The 16792-nt window shown below is 56.3% G+C and carries 13 protein-coding genes; 11 read left to right on the plus strand and 2 right to left on the minus strand.

The window, feature by feature from the left end:
• Positions 1-231 precede the first annotated feature (231 nt).
• A complete protein-coding gene (locus tag AAF465_11930) occupies positions 232-867 on the minus strand; it encodes a hypothetical protein (GenBank protein ID MEM7083433.1) in 636 nt (211 codons plus the stop codon).
• 26 nt (positions 868-893) lie between these two features.
• On the minus strand, positions 894-3389 hold the full coding sequence (locus AAF465_11935) for a penicillin-binding protein 1A (GenBank protein ID MEM7083434.1): 2496 nt from the start codon (positions 3387-3389) through the stop codon (positions 894-896).
• A 294-nt stretch (positions 3390-3683) separates the two neighbouring features.
• Here AAF465_11935 and AAF465_11940 point away from each other — a divergent pair, with 294 nt between their 5' ends.
• The 11 genes from AAF465_11940 to AAF465_11990 all read left to right on the plus strand — a co-directional run bounded on the left by AAF465_11940 (position 3684) and on the right by AAF465_11990 (position 16691).
• Positions 3684-4745 (plus strand): pilus assembly protein PilM, encoded by a 1062-nt coding sequence (locus AAF465_11940; GenBank protein MEM7083435.1) that lies wholly within the window; start codon positions 3684-3686, stop codon positions 4743-4745.
• Positions 4745-5320, plus strand: coding sequence for a PilN domain-containing protein (locus AAF465_11945; GenBank protein MEM7083436.1), 576 nt, complete (start codon positions 4745-4747; stop codon positions 5318-5320). Before AAF465_11940 ends, AAF465_11945 begins: the two co-directional genes overlap by 1 nt.
• Entirely contained in the window at positions 5317-5922 is a 606-nt protein-coding gene (locus tag AAF465_11950) for a type 4a pilus biogenesis protein PilO (GenBank protein ID MEM7083437.1), read from the plus strand. Before AAF465_11945 ends, AAF465_11950 begins: the two co-directional genes overlap by 4 nt.
• A complete protein-coding gene (locus AAF465_11955; protein ID MEM7083438.1) occupies positions 5923-6444 on the plus strand; it encodes a pilus assembly protein PilP in 522 nt (173 codons plus the stop codon).
• Between the two features lie 61 nt (positions 6445-6505).
• Positions 6506-8662 (plus strand): type IV pilus secretin PilQ, encoded by a 2157-nt coding sequence (locus AAF465_11960; protein ID MEM7083439.1) that lies wholly within the window; start codon positions 6506-6508, stop codon positions 8660-8662.
• Positions 8663-8709: 47 nt separating this feature from the next.
• A complete protein-coding gene (locus AAF465_11965; protein MEM7083440.1) occupies positions 8710-10635 on the plus strand; it encodes an Ig-like domain-containing protein in 1926 nt (641 codons plus the stop codon).
• A gap of 83 nt (positions 10636-10718) precedes the next feature.
• Complete coding sequence (aroB, locus tag AAF465_11970) at positions 10719-12380, plus strand: 3-dehydroquinate synthase (protein ID MEM7083441.1); 1662 nt, start codon at positions 10719-10721, stop codon at positions 12378-12380.
• Positions 12377-13531 (plus strand): deoxyguanosinetriphosphate triphosphohydrolase, encoded by a 1155-nt coding sequence (locus AAF465_11975; GenBank protein MEM7083442.1) that lies wholly within the window; start codon positions 12377-12379, stop codon positions 13529-13531. The genes aroB and AAF465_11975 overlap by 4 nt, the downstream gene beginning before the upstream one ends.
• A gap of 120 nt (positions 13532-13651) precedes the next feature.
• The gene (pyrF, locus tag AAF465_11980) at positions 13652-14365 is read left to right on the plus strand and encodes an orotidine-5'-phosphate decarboxylase (GenBank protein ID MEM7083443.1); all 714 of its coding nucleotides are present in this window, start codon (positions 13652-13654) and stop codon (positions 14363-14365) included.
• A complete protein-coding gene (hemE, locus tag AAF465_11985; protein MEM7083444.1) occupies positions 14359-15426 on the plus strand; it encodes a uroporphyrinogen decarboxylase in 1068 nt (355 codons plus the stop codon). The genes pyrF and hemE overlap by 7 nt, the downstream gene beginning before the upstream one ends.
• Before the next feature lie 5 nt (positions 15427-15431).
• Positions 15432-16691: a DUF445 domain-containing protein gene (locus AAF465_11990; GenBank protein MEM7083445.1), complete on the plus strand. Its 1260-nt coding sequence runs from the start codon at positions 15432-15434 to the stop codon at positions 16689-16691.
• The last annotated feature ends 101 nt before the right edge of the window (positions 16692-16792 follow it).

Genomic DNA, 16792 nt, shown 5'->3' on the forward strand with positions numbered 1-16792 from the left:
TCCACAAAGTTATCCACAGTTTTTGTGGATAAGGACAAAAGGCGTTAAAAACCCGACTCTTAGGTTCTCAAACTCAGAGAACACCCGAAAAACAACCCTCGAAGCGCGACACAATCCGTCTTGGCGAGTCATCCCCGGCCAGGCTATGCAACGGCGCTGTGGCCGTATCGACCATTTGGCATGCGATACGGTACGTGCAAAGCGAACGAAACCGTCCGGCGTTGGCCGACGCTAGACGCGAGAGAAAAAGTCATCAACGACAGATGGTCCGCTCGTGGGCTCGAGAAGTGTGCGTACGGCACTCGCGCGCGCCCGCTCCATCGGTTTCCCATCGACCGGACACAACGGCGGCTGGCGTTGACCATCGAGCGCAAACGCGTACACCTCGATGTCGACGTTTCGATGTTCAAACAAGTAAACGGGTATGAGCACCGTATGCTCGGCGCGCATGCGCACGCGGCGCTCGACCAGGCGATAATCGATGCGATGGTCGATCAGCATCACCGCAATTGCTTCGGCACTGTCGGCGAATGCGTGTAGCTCTATTGCAGCGCCTGAAGTCAGGGCGCCGCTCAGCACCGCCCCGACCAACCTTGGCTCGAAAGCAGCAAGATGGTCCATCATCTCGAGCGCAATCTCGCGCAGCGTAACGAGCGCTTCTTGCGTTGCTTCATGATGAAACAAGCGATGATGCTCCAGCAATGCGTCTTCGATCTGACGATTCGTGGGGAGCGCCGCCCGCACGCCCAGTCCGAGTTTCAAGGCGGCCTTCTTTTTCGCCGCCAAATAGTCCAGACCCTGTTCCTGCATGAGTCGTGCAGCGACCACCGCCACTTCGCGGCTGTGCCGATCAACCGATTTGGCCATCTTTTCTCCTGCTCTTTCGGCGTGGCTTAAAATAGATCTTCGTCTTCAGCCGACTCGTTTTCGTCGACGCCTTCACCACCGGCTTCAGTGCCGGTAACGATGGGAAGGTCGGTAAATGGATTGGCGTCCGGCAGGTCAAACTCCGCCTCAGCCTCAGGCACCATACCGATACGGAAGGTCTCAAAAACCGCATCGGTGCGACTGGCGGAGGCCAGCAAACCGGTATCAGGCGAGATGAGCACCGTCACCATGCCCGGCGGTTCCGGCACAATACTGGTCGGCACATCGGCCAGCGCTTCCTGCATAAAATACGTCCAAGCCGGCAACGCCGAACTGGCGCCCGCCTCGCCTCGACCGAGCGGGCGCTCTTGGTCAAAACCGAGCCAAGACACCGCCGCCAGCGACGCATTGAACCCGGTAAACCACGCATCGCGTGAATCGTTCGTGGTGCCGGTTTTTCCAGCCAGGTCTACCCGACCAAGCCGATTGGCCCGCACGCCAGTACCACGACGGATCACGTCGCGCATCATGCTGGTCATGAGATGAACATTTTGCGCCGACACCGTGCGCGGTGCCGCGTTGGCATCGGCAAAGTACGCCACGCGTGTGCAGTCGTCCTCTTCGTTGTTCGCTTCGAGCACAACATCGGCCGCCTCACCTGCCAAATCAACACAATCCGCACACGCAAAGCGCGGCTCGGCGCGATACATCTCGCTTCCATCCATCGACACAATGCGATCGATAAAGTAGGACGACACATCGAATCCGCCATTGGCAAACACCGAATACGCATCGACGAGCTCAAGCGGCGTCACGGCCGCGCTGCCCAGTGCCAAAGACAAATCGCGCGGCAGCATGTCGCTTTGAAATCCGAACTTTTCCAGATGCTCAATCGTTGGCAGAATGCCGACCCGATCGAGCACGCGAATCGACACCAAGTTACGCGACTTAATGAGCGCTTCACGCAGTCGCGTAGGACCAAAAAACCGACCGGTATAATTTTTCGGGCGCCACACGTCTTCGAGCGCCGCGTCTTCAAACACCACGGCGTTGTCGTTGATCACAGTGGCCGGTGTGAGTCCCAGCTCGAGCGCGGCAGAATAAATGAAGGGTTTAAACACCGATCCGGGTTGGCGCCTTGCCTGCACCGCGCGATTGAACTTGTTTTGAACAAAATCGAGTCCGCCGACCAAACTCACCACCGCGCCATCGTGGGGATCCATGGCCACCATTGCGCCTTGAACAACCGGCATCTGGCTCAGCATCGGTCCATCCTCGAGAAACTCGACGTAGACCATATCCCCTTGGTTGAGCACATCGGACACCGCCTCGACCTCATCACCGATGTTATCGGCGTCAAGATAGCGACGCGCCCAGGCGACTTTCTCAAGCGTCAAGGTCACATCGCGATCATCGGCGCTAAGCAACGTTGCGCTTTGCTCATCCGCAGCCAGCACCACCGAAGGCACTTGCTCAATAAACGCAGGATACGTGGCCACTTTCTCAATCAGCGCCTCACGATCCGCGTAGTCATCAAGGTCGAGTCGTGCAATTGGCCCCCGGTAGCCGTGGCGGCGATCGTATTCAAAAATACCTTTGCGCACAGATTGCTGAGCATTGCGTTGGAGCGCACTGTCGAGCGTGGTGATAACCGCGATGCCCTCGTTAATGGCTTCGCGACCGTATCGTTTCTCGACTTCTAAACGCACCATCTCAGCCACAAATGGCGCACTCACCTCGAGTAGCGTGCCATGAACAAATGTCTCGATCGGTTCGGCCACCGCCGTATCATGCTCAGCACGACTGATGGCACCGGTTTCGAGCATACGTCGCAATACATACAAGCGACGCTCTTTGGCACGCTCCGGGCTGCGCACGGGATTGTCGCGCGATGGAGCCTGAGGCAAACCCGCCAGCGTGGCCATTTCACCGAGTGACAGCTCGTGCAGCCGTTTGCCGTAATACACCTGGGCGGCTGCCCCGACTCCATAGGCGCGCTGGCCGAGGAAGATCTTATTGAGGTAGAGCGTGAGAATCTCTTCTTTACTAAATTCGCGCTCCATCTTGATCGCCAGAAAAATCTCACGAATCTTGCGGGTGTAGGTTTGATCCGGCGTCAAGAAGAAGGCACGCGCCAGCTGCATGGTGATGGTGGAGCCGCCCCCGCGCTTCTCCCCCGATTTAACCAGCTTATACGCGGCTCGGAGCAGCCCTTGATAATCCACACCTGGATGCTCGAAAAACCGATCGTCTTCAGCTGAAACATAGGCTTGCACGAGTTTCGGCGGCAACTCTTCCCAGGTAACAGGCAATCGGCGTTTGTCGCCAAATTGGGCGATGAGGCGTCCATCACGGGAGTAAATGCGAAGCGGCACCTGAAGCTGCACATCTTTGAGCACGTCCACGTCGGGCTGATCGGGCGAAAAATAGAAATACGCCACGGTAGTGCCCAGGGCACCCGTTGCCGCGCCAAACAGGCCCAGACACACAAAAAAAGCAAATAATCGAGAAAGCATCAGCATGAAGGTTCGCCAGTCGAATCAGGGACAGAGTATATCGACTCAGGAATGTGAAAAAAATCACACTTCGCTGGAAAAATAGTTGCTATAAATGTGTCCGGTAAAGAAATACTTATGGTAAATGTTGTGCTGCAACATTTTTGGACGTGGAAAACCTGAGACTCGGGTCTCAGGTTCTCAATAATGTGCTGTTGGTCACATTACACATCCTATATTTATTGTTATATAGTTGACTCCGCTTATTAAGAAGATAGTCTATCTTTCTAACGCAAGTTACGGACTCTGAAAGGAAAAAACGTGCTCTTTACTGCTGCACAACGGCCACTACTGGGCCTTGACATAACGACGTCATCGGTAAAATTGATTGAGCTCGCCAAATCCGGTGACTCGTATCGCGTCGAATCGTATGCCGCCGAGCCCACGCCGGTAAATTCGATCAATGAAAAAGCCATCGTTGATGTCGACGCGGTGGGTGAAGCGGTACGTCGTGCGGTGAAACGCTCCGGTGCCCGCAGCCGTCTGGGTGCCGTCGCCATCAGCGGTGACGCCGCGATCACCAAAGTGATTCAGATGCCCAAAACGCTCAAAGAGGCTGAGCTTGAGGGCCAAGTCGAGCTGCAGGCGGATCAGTACATTCCATTTCCCATGGAAGAAGTCAGTTTCGATTTCGAGATTATCGGTCCGTCCGACAAAGACCCCGATATGATCGACGTATTGCTCGTCGCTACCCGTACCGAAAACGTGGAACAACGACAAGCCGCCGTCGAGTCCGCTGGCCTCACGGCCAAAGTGGTGGATGTGGAGCCATTCGCGTTGGAAAACGCATGCCAACTCTTAACCCATCAAATGCCGGACAGCGGCAGCGACCACTCAGTGGCCGTGGTGGATTTTGGCGCCAGCTCCACCACCTTTAGTGTGCTGCGCGACCTCAAAGTCATTTACACACGCGATTTTGCCTTTGGTGGTCAGCAGCTCACCGAAGAAATCATGCGTACGTACGGCCTGAGTCTGGAAGAGGCCGGCCGCGCGAAAAAAGAAGGCGGTTTACCGAGTAACTATCAGCCCGAAGTGCTCGATGCGTTTATTGACGACATGACTCAGCAAGTCAGTCGCTCACTTCAGTTTTTCCTTGCATCCGGCGGCGGTCGAGAACAGCCGGAGCAAATTATTGTGTGTGGGGGATGCGCCAACATCGCTGGCGTAGCCGATCTTATCGCCAGCCGCGTCGGCATCCCGACGGTTAAGGGCGATCCATTAGGCCAGATGAAGGTGTCATCAAAGGCCAAAGCCCAGGGCGTTCACAAAGACGCTACCGCGCTGCTAACAGCGTGCGGCCTGGCCCTGAGGAGTTTCGACTAATGCCTCGCGTTAACTTACTTCCCTGGCGAGAAGAGCTACGCAAAGTTCGCCAGAAAAATTTTGGTCTGTCAGCCATCGGTGCCGCGCTGGCAGGTGGCGTGATTATTGTGAGTGGCATGATGCTGTACTCGGCGCGCATCGATCACCAAAACAAGCGCAACAAGTATCTTGAGGACGAAATCGCTATTCTGGATCGGCAGATTGTTTCAATTAAAGATCTTGAGAACGACAAAGCGCAGCTCATCGCGCGAATGGAAATTATCGAGAGCCTGCAAACTAAGCGGCCCGAAGTTGTGCACTTGTTCGACGAATTGGCGAAAGCCGTACCGGACGGTGTTCACCTCAACAAAATCACCCAGTCGGGTTCACGCATCACGATTTCTGGCCGAGCTCAGTCCAGTACACGTGTGTCGGCGTTCATGCGCAATATCGATAAATCGCCGTGGTTAACCAAGCCCGACCTGAATGTAGTCGAAACCACGAATCAGGACGATGCCGGTCGTACCAGCTCGTTCACTATCGTGGCGACGCAAACGACACCCAAAAAAGAGGCAGACGGGGAGACTGAGTCGTGAGTTTCGTAGACGACGTTAAAACACTCGACATCAACGATATCGGCCGCGCGCCGTTGTGGTTGCGCGTCGCGTTGATCGCCTTGATCTTTCTTCTGGTAACCGGAATCGGTATCCACCAGACCGTGATCAAAAATAAAGTGCCTCAGCTCGAGCGAGCCGAAGCCACTGAGCAGGAGCTGCGTGACGACTTCACGTCGAAGCACCGCAAAGCAGCCAACCTCGCCGCCTACGAGCGTCAGCTTGAAGAGATGCGCACCAACTTTGGCGCCATGTTGAAACAACTGCCAGGCCGCACCGAGATTCCCAGTCTGCTGGTCGACATCTCGCAAACTGGCCTTGCAAGTGGCCTGGAAGAAGAGCTCTTCCAACCCGGCCAGGAAACCCGCAAAGAAGTGTTTGCTGAAAAGCCCATCAAGATTCGCCTGCGCGGCGACTACCACGAACTTGGGCAATTCGTGAGCGACATTGCGGAACTACCTCGAATTGTCGTCTTGGAAGACGTAGAAATTGATGGCGCTAATGGCATAAACGACCTGGCCATGAACGTCACCGCCAAGACGTTTCGCTACTTAGATCCAAACGAAGTCGAGGAGGTGGAATAGATGTCCCGTTTCTCTACTCTTCGCCTGTTCGCACTGTCATTGCTGTCTGTCGGTTTGCTGACCGGTTGCGGCGGCGATATGTCCGACCTTGAAAAATGGGTGGCCGATAAGAAAGCGGAGCGCGTGCCGTTTCGAAACGACATGCCGGAAGTCAAGCCACGTGAAGTTCACACGTACTCCGCGGCCGAGGAGCGGTCTCCGTTTCAGCCAACACGCAATCAAACCGCCACCGAAGACTCCGGCATCGACGGCCCGGACCCGAACCGAAACCGCGAGCACTTAGAGAAGTTTTCGCTCGACTCGATGCGCATGGTCGGTTCACTGAACACCGGCGAGTTTAATTCGGCGCTGGTTCAGACCAACGACGGGTTGATCCATCGTGTGCGTCCCGGCAACTACATTGGTGAGAACTACGGCGTTGTCATCAGCATAGATAATTCAACGATCAATCTGATCGAAAAGGTGCCCAATGGTTTGGGCGGATGGGCCGAACGCGAAGCGGCAATTGCCCTTAGCGACTAACGGTCTGGAGTATTGACGAATGAACGCACTGAATAATCCAACACAATCATGGGGAATCTCGATGAGAGGCTTGTCTTCTAAATTCAGTCGCCTGGCGACCGCGCTTGGCCTGGCCTTACTGCTAGGCGTTAGCAGCTTGGCACAGAGCCCATCCAACAAGCTGGTCGGCATCGACGTGGTTCCGTTAACCGGACAACAGATTCAGCTTCGTTTACAGACAACGGAATTGGCCCCTGATCCGCTTAGTTTCACCATTGAGAATCCGGCACGCATTTCGCTCGATTTGCCCGGCACTGGCATCGGTCTCGACTCGCGTCGCAAAGACGTGGATCTCGGACCGCTGCGCAGCGTGTTGTCCGCAGAAGCCAATGGGCGCACACGTGTCGTACTCAATCTCGACGACATGGTGCCCTACACCACAGAAGTTCAGGGCAGCACCATTTTTGTCACACTCGGCAGCAGCTCGGGTTCTGCGCCGAATCCCAGCACACCATTTAGCAATGACGCGGCGACGGCATCAGCCCCAAGCGTCAGCACCAGTAGCGGCTTTAAGTCGATCGAGAACATTGATTTTCGTCGTAGCGATGACGGCGCGGGTCGCGTCGTGGTGACACTGACCGACCCCAGCACAATCGTCGACATTCAAGAGCAAGGCGGCAATGTCATCATCGACTTTGTCGACACCGCGCTTCCCGGCGGCTTGCAGCGTCGTTATGACGTCCTGGACTTTGCGACGCCGGTTTCCACTGTTGATGCCAGCCAGGCTGGCAACAATGCCCGCGTTATTATTGGCTCCAACACACCCTATGAGCAGGTCGCGTACCAGTCGGACAATCAGTTTACGGTTGAAATGCGCGCCTACGAACCGACAGCAGAAGATCAGCTTCGAGAAATTCAGGACAAAGAATACACGGGCGAACGACTCACTCTGAACTTCCAGGACATCGATACGCGCTCCGTGTTGCAGCTTCTGGCCGACGTCAGTGGTCAGAACATCGTGGTCAGTGACACGGTCCAGGGCAACGTCACCTTGCGGCTGCAGTCGGTGCCGTGGGATCAGGCGCTCGATATCGTGTTGCAGACCAAAGGTCTTGGTATGCGCCAAAACGACAACGTAATTATCGTGGCGCCGTCGGAAGAAATTGATGCGCGCGAGCGCCAAGAGCTAGAAGCCCTGCAGAAGTTTGAAGAGCTCGCGCCACTGCGCTCTGAGTTTGTTCAAGTCAATTACGCGAAAGCGACAGACCTTGCCAACCTGGTCGGCGGCGGCGAGAACAGTATTTTGTCGGAACGCGGTAGCATTTCGATCGACGAGCGTACCAACCAGCTGTTGGTGCAGGACACGGCCGAGAAGCTCGCTGAAATTCGTCGACTGGTGCAGCGTTTGGACATTCCCGTGCGCCAAGTGCTCATCGAATCACGCATTGTCGTCGTCAACGATGATTTCAATCGTCAGCTTGGCGTTCGCGCTGGTTTTACCGACGTGAGTTCCAATTCGAGCGACGGCCTGATCGCGATATCCGGCTCCGCCGAAGGCAACTCGGTCACGACCGGTTCGGCGCTCGACAATCTGCAGAACAGCGGTAATGTGTTTCCGGTATCGATCGGCGGCTTAGCCGACCGCTTGGCCGTGAACCTGCCGGTGGCTAACCCGGCGGGCCGTCTGGCGCTTGCGATCCTCGACTCGGACTACCTGGTGGATCTGGAGTTGTCCGCGCTGCAAGCGGAAGGTCGCGGTGAGATTATCTCGACGCCACGGGTGATTACGGCCAACCAGAAAGAGGCACGCATCGAGCAAGGCGTGGAAATTCCTTTCCAGGAAGCTTCGTCAAGCGGCGCCACCACAACCCAGTTTAAGAAAGCGGTACTGGCTTTGACAGTAACGCCGCTCATCACACCCGACGATCGCATCATCATGGACTTGATCGTCAGCCAAGACAGCGTGGGCGAAAGTGTGCCCAGCGCAACGGGTGGTTTTGTGCCAAGTATTGACACCCGAGAAGTCGAAACCCAGGTACTGGTCAGCAATGGCGAAACAGTGGTACTGGGCGGCATTTACGAAACGGAAGAGCGCGAAATTAACAGCAAGGTGCCGGTACTCGGCGATCTGCCGGTAGTGGGCGCGATGTTCCGCACAACCCAGCGCCTTTCGAACAAGTCAGAGCTGCTGATTTTCGTTACCCCCCGAATCATTAAAGAAGGTGCGAATCTGAACTAGGTTGGTGCGCAGTACCGCAGCTCCGTTCAGATTTGAGAGGAAATAGTATGTTTAAGATGTCGCGAATTATCGTCTTGACCGCCGTGTTGGCGCTGACTGCCTGTGGCGGTGGTGGCGATGACAAGAGTTTTGTAGCGCCGGAGCCACCGGTTGTTGTGACGCCGCCCGACGATAGCGTGCCAGTTGTTCCAGATGCCGCGTCGATACAGGCGATTACCAGCAATCCGCAGCTCCAATCAGATGGCGGTATTCCGGTGATTATTAGCGCGCTGGTCAAAGACGCCAACAATAATTTTATTGAAGGCGCCCTAGTGCAATTTTCCGCGGACTCAGGCGGCATCGAGCAGATCAACACCACAACCGGCACCGATGGTGTGGCAACCGCCCGCTTGTCGACCCAATCAGACCCGACTAACCGGGTGATTGTGGTAACCGCCACCACCGGTGAACTCAGCGACACGGTAAACGTAACAGTGATCGGCACCAATCTGCAGATCACCGGACCGACCAATCTCGCTCAAAGCGCCGTGGGCACCTACACGTTGGTGCTCAACAATGCCAACGGTCAGGGCATTGCCGGAAGCTCGGTCAATGTCACGTCGTCGCTCGGCAATACCTTATCCGCACAGACTCTGACCACCGACAGCAGTGGCCAGGCTCAATTCGACTACACCGCTGTCAATGGTGGTTCCGACACCATCACGGCGTCCGCGTTGGGTGAAACCGCCGCCGCGAACGTCGAAGTGGCAGACGATAGCTTCGCGTTTACCGCACCATCGGCCAACACCGAAATTAATCTCAACACCGCCCAGAACGTAACGCTGCGATGGTCGCAAAATAATGCGCCAGTAGTCGGTCAGACCGTCACCTTTTCGGCAACGCGCGGAGATGTCACACCCGGCTCGGTGGTAACGAACGCGGCTGGCGAAGCGACTTTCTCGATTACCGCTCAGAATGCGGGCCAATCGACGATCAGCGCGACAACCGTTAACGGCCCCTCGGCTACGCTCAGCGTTGAGTTTGTTGCGACCACACCCGATACGATTGAAGTACAGGCCAGTCCGTTCACCGTCGCGCCCAACAGTCAAAGTGCCATCACCGCTGTTGTTCGTGATCCCAATGGCAACCTGGTGAAGAACATCGTTGTTGAATTCGATGTTCAAGATATCACCGGCGGTGGCCTGTCAGTGGCGTCTGCCGTTACGGACAGCCAAGGTCGTGCTCAAACGTTTTACACGTCCAACACGCAAACTTCTCAAGTCGACGGCGTGGTGATCACCGCGACCGTAGCCGGCACCGCGATCGAAGATCAGGTGGCGCTAACGGTGGCCGGTCGCGAAGTGTTCTTCACGTTCGGAACCGGTAACGAGATTTTCGAACCCAACCCCGCTCAGTATCGCGTGCCCTACGTAGTACAGGTGACTGACGCGGATGGTCGTCCGGTGACGGGCGTCGATGTAATTATGAGTGTGGTATCAACCAAATTCATCAAGGGTTACTGGTGTGGCAACGAAGACGCCTCTTCCTGGATTCCGATCGTAGCGGATCGCTGTGATGATGAAGACTTCAACCGTAACGGCATTCTCGACCCGGGCGAAGACATCAACAACAACAATTCAATTGAAGCAGGCAACATCGCCACCATCGCTCCAGCCGACGGCGCGACCGAGATTGTGACGGACACGGCCGGTTTTGCTTTTATCGATATTTTCTATCCACAGGAATACGGTGGCTGGCTCGAAGTTGAATTGGAAGCTCGCGCCTCGGTACAAGGTACGGAATCGTCAGAGACAGCGATCTACATTCTCAACGTTGCCGCCTCGGATACCGAAGAGCTGGATCAAGCGCCTCCAGGTCGCCTGGTTGTACCGCAGATGTTTACGGAAAGTCCGCTCTGTACTGCGGGGACGGGCATCCTATCTAGCCCGTTTGGCTACAATCCAAACTGTGCGATTGACGACTTCGATTTCTAATATCGGATCGGATCATGCAAAACGGGAGCTTCGGCTCCCGTTTTTTTTGGCCAAACGAATCTCGCACGCGGTAGACTCTTGGCATGCAGCCATTACCGCCAATCTGTTTGATCGGACCGATGGGCTCCGGCAAAAGCGCCGTCGGCAAGCGATTGAGCCAGTTGCTCGATCGTCGGTTTATCGACACGGATCACTGGGTCGAAGAGCGCACGGGTGTGGAAATCAGCCTCATCTTCGACAAAGAAGGTGAAGCGGGTTTTCGCCTGCGCGAAACAGCGGCGCTCGAGAGCGCTCTGTCCGAGCAGCACAGCGTCATCGCAACCGGTGGCGGCATCGTCACCCAAGCCGACAACCGGCAGTTGCTCAGTTCGGGGGCGATTGTTGTGTTTTTGTATACGACGCCCACGCAGCAATATGAGCGCACCCGATACAACAGTTCGCGCCCCCTACTCGCCGTGGATGATCCGCTTGCCCGTCTTGAAGCGCTCTGGACCGAGCGGGAACCGCTCTATCGGGCGTTGGCACATCATGTGGTCGAAACCGATGGTCAACGCGTTCCACAGGTCGCCAAGACCATTATGAATTTGCTGCGGGAACGCCACACGCCGCTTGCAGGCATTCCACCCCAAGAACAAGCCGATACACTGCACAACATGCAAACTCTGAATGTCAATTTGGGTACACGCAGCTATCCGATTGTGATCGGCCACCAACTGATGGGCGATGAGTCGCTGTGGCGCCAATTGGCCATCGAGGTCAATTTGCCCGAACACTTGGTAATCGTGACCAACACCACCATCAAACCCGCCTACCTTGACACGCTCTCCACAGCGCTCACCGGCCATCGCGTGAGCCATATCGAACTGCCCGACGGCGAGCAACATAAACACCTAGGCACCATCGAAACGATCATCGACGGGCTGATCGAGTGCGGTGCCCAACGAGACACGGCGGTGATTGCGCTCGGTGGTGGTGTGGTGGGTGATATGACTGGATTCGCAGCCGCCAGCTTCATGCGTGGCGTACGCTTTGTGCAGGTGCCAACCACATTACTCGCTCAGGTTGACTCATCGGTCGGCGGCAAAACAGGGGTTAATCACAGCCTCGGAAAGAATCTAATCGGCGCGTTTCACCAGCCTGCGGCTGTGGTCATCGATACCGCCACGCTGTCAACGTTGCCCGAACGCGAAGTGCGCGCGGGCATTGCCGAGATCATTAAGTATGGCTGTATTTTTGACGCCGAATTTTTCAGCTGGCTCGAAAACAACATGAAACGCCTGCTTGCGCTCGAGCCCGAAGCGCTCACCCACGCTATCTATCGGAGTTGCGCGATCAAAGCGGAAATCGTCGCGCGCGACGAGCGTGAAAAAGGCGAACGCGCCCTACTCAACTTCGGTCACAGCTTCGGCCACGCCATTGAACAGGTGACCGAGTATCGACAGTGGCTACACGGTGAAGCTGTCGCAATCGGTATGCAGATGGCTGCACATTTGAGCGAGCAAATGGATCAGCTTGAGTCCGCCGAGCTTGCCCGCATCGAAGCACTGATTAACCACGCCGGCCTACCCAAACGGGCGGGCGCATTGAGTATCGATGCACTCAAACAAGCCATGCAAAAGGACAAAAAGAATACCGCCCGCACACAACGTCTGATCGTGCTTAAACACATTGGCGCGAGTGAAGTCCGCGCGGACTGTGACAGCACCCTGGTGGAAAACGCGCTCAGGGCATACTGCGACACATGACCGAACGCCTGCTCGCACCGTACGCATCCACGCCAGAACAGTCTCGCGGTCGCCTGCACCACGAGCCGCCCTCTCGTTATCGCAACGACTTTCAACGCGATCGAGACCGTATCATTCATTCCTCCGCGTTTCGGCGGCTGGAGTACAAGACCCAAGTATTTGTGAATCATGAAGGCGATCTGTACCGCACTCGTCTAACTCACAGTCTCGAAGTGGCGCAAGTAGGGCGCACCGTTGCCCGCGCGCTCAAACTCAATGAAGATCTCATCGAGGCCGTGTGTTTAGCGCACGATCTTGGCCACACCCCGTTCGGTCATGCGGGGCAGGACGCGCTCAATGCCTGCATGCGCGATTACGGTGGGTTTGAGCATAATTTTCAGTCGCTTCGAGTGGTCGATGCGCTGGAGAACAAATACCCGGATTTTGGCGGCTTAAACCTGACGTTCGAAACACGAGAGGGCATTCTCAAGCATTGCTCGCGCAAAAATGCGCGCCGAATTGGCGACGTTGGTCAACGTTTTCTCGATAACACGCGGCCTTCCGCCGAAGCGCAGCTGGCGGATCTTGCTGATTCGATTGCCTATAATCACCATGATGTCGACGATGGGTTTCGCTCGGGGCTACTCACCATCGAACAACTCGAAGAGGTGCCGGTGTTCGCGCATCATCTTGGCGCCACGCGCCAAGCCTTTCCAGCAATCGATGAGCGCCGCACGCTCTATGAGACAGTGCGACGCATGATCGGTGACTTTATTCATGATTTGATCCAACACAGCATGAAACAGCTCGATGATCTTGGTGCTCAACAGGCCGATCAGATCCGTCAGGCACCGACACGGGCGATCTCATTGTCCCCCGATGCGCTGGCGCAGCATCTGCAGCTAAAACAATTTTTGCGTGCCAACCTCTATCGACATCCGCGGGTGGTGGCGATGACCGATCGCGCACGCGATGTGGTCAATGAACTGTTCGCCGTGCTTTTAGCCCATCCACACCATATGCCGCCGTCGTATGCGGAACCTGCGCCTGGGGACGTCGATCATGCCGATGCTCTATTCGACGACCACCCACCCGCTCGACGGGTTGCTGATTACATTGCCGGCATGACCGATCGCTACGCGTTCGCCCGCCACGCCGAGTTGTGTACCTAAACGCCCCACTCACAATCGGCAATCCGGCCCATCCGCAACAGACGCCAGTGCACATACAGCCTGCGAAAATCGCGCGCGGGTGGTAGCATTGGCGCCACGTCAATTACTTCGGAGCCGTGCATGACGCCCAAGAACATCCCCAACGCTGATCGCCTTATTTTCGCCATGGATGTGGGCACGGTGGATGAGGCAAAAGCGCTCGCTACCGAACTGGGCGATGCCGTGACGTTTTATAAGTTGGGTCTGCAGCTGATGACCTCGGGCGACTATTTTGGGTTGGTCGACTGGCTGGTCGCTCAGAACAAAAAGATCTTCGTGGACCTCAAATTTTTCGACGTCCCGGCCACGGTCGCCTCTGCCGTTCGTGGCCTCAATCGACGGGGCGTAACGTACGCCACGATTCATGGCAATCAGTCCATCATGGAAGCCGCCGCAGACGCAAAAGACGACGTCAAAATACTCGCGGTTACAGCGCTGACAAGCCTGGATCGTGGCGATCTCGACGATTTAGGCTTTGCATGCGATATCGACACACTGGTCTTGTCACGTGCGCGGCGAGCGCTCGAAAGCGGCTGTGACGGCGTGATCTCTTCAGGGCTTGAGGCGCCAAAACTGCGCGAACACATCGATCACAAACTGCTGGTAATCACACCAGGCATCCGACCGGTAGACAATCGCCCAGCCGACGATCAAAAACGCGTCGTGGATGTCGCACAAGCGTTTGAGAACGGCGCCGATCATATTGTCGTCGGGCGCCCTATTCGTACCGCCGACAGCCCGAAAGCGGCGGCCATGGCCATCCAGCACACCATCAACGAGTCTTTTGCATCATGACCGATCTCAACGACAGTCTCTTTATGCGGGCATTGCGGCGCGAACCGGTACCGCGGACACCGGTCTGGCTCATGCGCCAGGCGGGGCGCTACCTGCCCGAGTACATGGCCGTTCGCAAACAGGCCGGGTCATTTATGAAGCTGGCCGCAAATCCCGAACTGGCCTGTGAGGTCACGCTGCAGCCGATCCGGCGCTTCGGTCTGGATGCGTCGATCTTGTTCTCCGACATCCTGACCATTCCCGACGCGATGGGACTTGGTCTCTATTTTGAAACCGGCGAAGGTCCGAAATTTGAGCGCCCGATCCAACATCAGCGCGACGTCGACGCATTGCCGATTCCCGACCCAGCCGACGAACTGCGCTACGTCATCGATGCCGTGGGCTTAATCCGACGTGAGTTGCCAGACGATGTACCACTCATTGGCTTTTGTGGCAGCCCCTGGACCGTAGCCACCTACATGGTCGAAGGCGGCTCAAGTCGCAACTTTGCCAAAATCAAGGCACTGGTTTTTCAAGAACCGCAAATTATGCATGCGCTGCTTCTCAAGCTGGCAAATGCCAGCACTGCGTATCTGACCGCGCAGATTGAGGCGGGGGCACAAGCCGCGATGGTGTTCGACACCTGGGGTAGCAGTCTATCGACCAGCGCGTATAAAGAATTTTCACTCGTCTATATGCGGCATATTGTCGCGGCGCTCAAAGCCAACCCCGCCACGCGTGATACGCCGGTCATTCTGTTTACCAAGGGTGGCGGTCACTGGCTGGAAATGATGGCCGATACCGGCTGCGACGGTCTCGGCCTGGACTGGACATGCGACGTTGGTCAAGCGCGCGAGCGCGTCGGTGATCGCGTGGCGCTACAAGGCAACCTCGATCCGGGCGTGCTATATGGCGACACCGAAACAGTCACACGCGAAACACACCGTGTGCTAAAGAGTTTCGGCCACGCGCCGGGGCACATCTTCAACCTTGGCCACGGCATACATCCTGGGGTCGATCCCGAGCGTGTCACCGATCTGGTGGCGGCGGTGCATAGCTACGCCTCGCTCAATTCAAAGTAGTGCCGATGAACAGCGCGCCAACCCTGACCCTGGCAGAGCAGGAACGGGCGCGTGCCCTACGTCGCATGGAATGGATTGCGACCGGCCTTTTCGTGTTGATGGCGGTAATTTTCTGCCTAACATTGCTGCCCACACACGAACCTCCTTGGCTTGGCTATGTCCGCGCCTTCTCAGAAGCGGCCATGGTGGGCGCGCTGGCGGACTGGTTTGCTGTAACCGCCTTATTCCGACATCCCTTCGGCATTCCGATCCCGCACACCGCCATCGTACCCAGCAATAAAGACCGCATTGGCGAAAGCCTCGCCCGCTTTGTCGAACGCCATTTCCTGACCGAATCGGCACTCGCACCACGCCTCACAGATATTGACGTTGCCACGCGAATCGGACAGTGGATGCAAGATGACGGCCACGCCCATCGCTTGGGAGACGATGCGGGGCGTCTGATTCAATGGCTGATGGAATCGATTGACAACGACACAGTGCGAGGCTTCCTGGAAAAGAACTTGCGCTCCGGGTCGGGCACTATCCAGGTAGCACCGCTGATCAGCCAGGTACTCGGTGCATTGACCGCATCGAATCGACATCAGGAACTCATTGATAGTGCCGTGCGCATTGGGCGACAGCAGCTCTACGCTAATCAATATGCCATTCGTCACCGCATCGAACAGCAGAGTCCTTGGTGGCTGCCGCGCTTTGTGGATGAAGAAATTTATCAGAAGATTCTCGGCGAGATTTCGCGCTTACTCGATCGCATCGGCGATGATCCGGATCACCCCGCTCGCCATCGCTTTAACGACGCCACACAAGAATTGATCGAATCGCTAGCCAATGACCCCGCCATGATTGAACGCGGCGAGTCGATCAAACAGGACGTGCTCAACCATCCTTCGGTGCAAACCTATCTAACGTCGAGTTGGGAAGACATTAAACGCTACGTGCAAGAGCAGGCCAATCAACCCAACTCGGCGTTGCGCGGACGACTTGAGCGCGCCGTTCAGCGCCTGGGCATTGCCTTACAAGAAGACGACACCATGCGCCAACAGGTCAATGACTGGGCCCGCGCGGCGATTCTGCACACGCTTGAAAACCATCGCGAATCGATCAGCACTGTCATCAGCGACACGATCAAATCGTGGGATACTGATTTCACGACTCGACGCATCGAACTGCAGGTCGGTCGAGATTTGCAGTTTATTCGCATTAACGGCACGCTGGTCGGTGGTCTCGTCGGCTTGATCATTCATGCACTCTTGCACGTTTTTTGACGCGCTCTCCACCCGAATATCTGGACACCTGTTCGGCATCGATCCGCTGAGCGTCGTATACTTAACAACCGTTCGGGGTGCGCGTAGTGCCCGCCGATAAC

Source organism: Pseudomonadota bacterium, from assembly GCA_039028935.1.
Taxonomy (GTDB): domain Bacteria; phylum Pseudomonadota; class Gammaproteobacteria; order Steroidobacterales; family SZUA-146; genus SZUA-146.

Coding starts and splice junctions, on each gene's coding strand:
- AAF465_11930 (MEM7083433.1), bottom strand. CDS start 867: ATGGCCAAATCGGTTGATCGGCACAGCCGCGAAGTGGCGGTGGTCGCT.
- AAF465_11935 (MEM7083434.1), bottom strand. CDS start 3,389: ATGCTGATGCTTTCTCGATTATTTGCTTTTTTTGTGTGTCTGGGCCTG.
- AAF465_11945 (MEM7083436.1), top strand. CDS start 4,745: ATGCCTCGCGTTAACTTACTTCCCTGGCGAGAAGAGCTACGCAAAGTT.
- AAF465_11955 (MEM7083438.1), top strand. CDS start 5,923: ATGTCCCGTTTCTCTACTCTTCGCCTGTTCGCACTGTCATTGCTGTCT.
- AAF465_11960 (MEM7083439.1), top strand. CDS start 6,506: ATGAGAGGCTTGTCTTCTAAATTCAGTCGCCTGGCGACCGCGCTTGGC.
- AAF465_11965 (MEM7083440.1), top strand. CDS start 8,710: ATGTTTAAGATGTCGCGAATTATCGTCTTGACCGCCGTGTTGGCGCTG.
- aroB (MEM7083441.1), top strand. CDS start 10,719: ATGCAGCCATTACCGCCAATCTGTTTGATCGGACCGATGGGCTCCGGC.
- AAF465_11975 (MEM7083442.1), top strand. CDS start 12,377: ATGACCGAACGCCTGCTCGCACCGTACGCATCCACGCCAGAACAGTCT.
- pyrF (MEM7083443.1), top strand. CDS start 13,652: ATGACGCCCAAGAACATCCCCAACGCTGATCGCCTTATTTTCGCCATG.
- AAF465_11990 (MEM7083445.1), top strand. CDS start 15,432: ATGAACAGCGCGCCAACCCTGACCCTGGCAGAGCAGGAACGGGCGCGT.